This window comes from Streptomyces sp. UH6 (assembly GCF_013421635.1).
In the GTDB taxonomy this organism is placed as follows: Bacteria; Actinomycetota; Actinomycetes; order Streptomycetales; family Streptomycetaceae; genus Streptomyces; species Streptomyces abyssomicinicus.
Genome location: NZ_JACADT010000845.1, coordinates 1 through 2504, shown reverse-complemented (window position 1 = coordinate 2504; position 2504 = coordinate 1). Strand labels below are relative to the sequence as shown.

2 protein-coding genes are annotated in these 2504 nt (G+C 71.7%); both read left to right on the top strand.

Going from position 1 to position 2504, the window contains the following annotated elements; genetic code table 11:
- Positions 1-971 (top strand): diiron oxygenase (locus tag HW445_RS26595; RefSeq protein ID WP_180223424.1); only part of this gene is annotated, 971 nt, incomplete at its 5' end.
- A 66-nt stretch (positions 972-1037) separates the two neighbouring features.
- The coding region (locus HW445_RS26590) for an FAD-dependent oxidoreductase (RefSeq protein WP_180223423.1) at positions 1038-2504 on the top strand (1467 nt) is incomplete at its 3' end.

Sequence of the window (2504 nt, the reverse complement as noted above, 5' to 3'; positions counted from 1 at the left end):
AGATGACCGCGAACCTCAGCAGGAAGGGCTACGACGAGCGCCTGCGGACTCTGTCCGAGGGCTCCGTCAACGTCAACTTCAACCCCTTCACCGACATCCGGTGGGACGACCCCGAGTTCGCCGTGGACACGAGCGACCCCCGGTGGGTGCTCACCTCGGCGGACGCCCTGGGCGCCCACCCCTGGTACCAGGAACAGCCGCTCGAGACGCAGATCCGCATCGGGATCTGGCGCTGGGCGGTCATCGCCAAGGTGGGCATGCAGTTCGAGAACCTCCTCATGCGCGGGGCGCTGGACTACGTCTACCACCTGGGCAATCGGGACGAGGAGTTCAGGTATCTCACGCACGAGATCACCGAGGAGACCCACCACACCCAGATGTTCCAGGAGCTGGTCAACCGCACCGGTGTGGACACCGCGGGCGGCAAGCGCTGGTTCCGCCAACTCAGCAGGATCCTGCCGCTGTTCGGCTCGCTGTACCCCGAGGCGTTCTTCACCGGCATCCTGGCCGGCGAGGAGCCCATCGACCACCTGCAGAAGGGCGCCCTGCGCAGCGGGGAGCCGGTGCACCCCCTCCCGCAGCGGATCATGCAGATCCACATCGCCGAGGAGGCGCGGCACATCTCCTTCGCCCACGAGTTCCTGCGCCTGCGCGTGCCGCACTTCGGCAAGGTCCGTCGCGGCGCCCTGTCCGTCCTCTTCCCGCTGATCATGCGCGTCCTGTGCGACGTCATCATGATCCCCGACAAGAAGTCGGCCGCACTGGTCGGCATCCCCGACCGGGTGATCAAGGACGTCTTCTGGAAGTCCGAGGCGGGCCGGAAGATGCTCCGGGAACTCTTCTCCGACGTGCGGATGCTCGCCCAGGAGATAGGCCTGATGAACAAGGTCTCCCGCCCGATCTGGCGGGCCCTGCGCATCGACGGCCGCCCGGCCCGCTTCCGGGGCGAGCCCGCCCCGCTCACCGAGTAGCAGCCGCCCGGGCCACCGGCCCCCGCACCGCCCTTCCCCGAACGCCCGAACGGAGACCAGCCCGCCGTGCCGTACGTCGTCACCCGATCCTGCTGCGCCGACGCCTCGTGCGTGCTGGCCTGTCCGGTCAACTGCATCCACCCCGCACCGGGCGAGCCCGGTTTCGCGACCGCCGAGATGCTCTACGTCGATCCGCGCACCTGCGTGGACTGCGGCGCCTGCACGACCGCCTGCCCGGTGGACGCGCTGAAGCCGCACACCGCCCTCGGTGAGCGGGAGTTGCCGTTCATCGAGCTGAACGCCGCCTACTACAGGGAGAATCCGCACGCCGACCGCGCACCCATGTACGTCGTCCCCCGGCAACGGACGTTGCCGGTCGGTGAGTTGTCCGTGGCCGTCGTCGGCGCCGGGCCCGCCGGTCTCTTCGCCGCCGACGAGCTGCTGCGCCACCCGGGCGTCCGCGTCACCGTCTACGACCGGCTCCCCACCCCGTACGGTCTCGCCCGGGCCGGCGTCGCGCCGGACCACCAGGACACCAAGCAGGTCACCGAACTCTTCCGGACCATCGAGTCCCAGCCCGGCTTCGGCTACCGTCTCGGCGTCGAGATCGGCACCGACCTCACCCACGCGGACCTGCTGCGCGCGCACCACGCGGTGATCTACGCGGTCGGCGCCGCGACCGACAGGCGCCTGGGCATCGAGGGCGAGGACCTGCCCGGCAGCGTTTCCGCCACGGACTTCGTCGCCTGGTACAACGGCCACCCCGACCGCGCGCACGACGACCCCGACCTCGGCACCGAACGCGCGGTCGTCATCGGCAACGGCAACGTCTCCCTCGACGTCGCCCGCATCCTCACCGCCGATCCCGACGCCCTGGCCCGTACCGACATCTCCGACCGGGCGCTCGCGGCGCTCCGCGGCAGCCGGATCCGCGAGGTCGTCCTCCTCGGCCGCCGCGGACCCGCCCAGGCCGCGTTCACCGTGCCCGAACTCCTCGCGCTGACCGCCCTCGAGGACGTCGACGTGAGCGTCGAGGGCCGGCCCGACGGCCTGGCGCAGGACGGCGACGAGAAGACCCGTCTGCTGTCCGAACTGGCCGCCCGCGCACCGGTCGAGGGCCGCCGCCGCATCGTGCTGCGCTTCCTGACCGTCCCGGTGCGGATCACCGGCGAGGGCCGGGTACGGGCCCTGGAGGTGGCCCCGGCCACGCTGCGCACCGACGACGACGGCACCGTGCGTGCCCTGCCCACCGGCGAGACCCGTGTCCTGGAGACCGGCCTGGTCCTGCGCGCCGTCGGGTACCGCGCCCGGCCCGTGCCCGGCCTGCCGTTCGACGAGGACAGCGCGACCGTCCCGCACCGGGCGGGCCGGGTCGAGCCCGGTGTCTACGTCGCGGGCTGGATCAAGCGCGGCCCGACCGGGTTCATCGGCACGAACAAGACCTGCGCCCACGAGACGGTCGAGTCGCTCCTCGACGACTTCGCCGCGGGCCGGCTCACCCCTCCGGTGCCGGGCGCGACCGTGGCGCCGAAC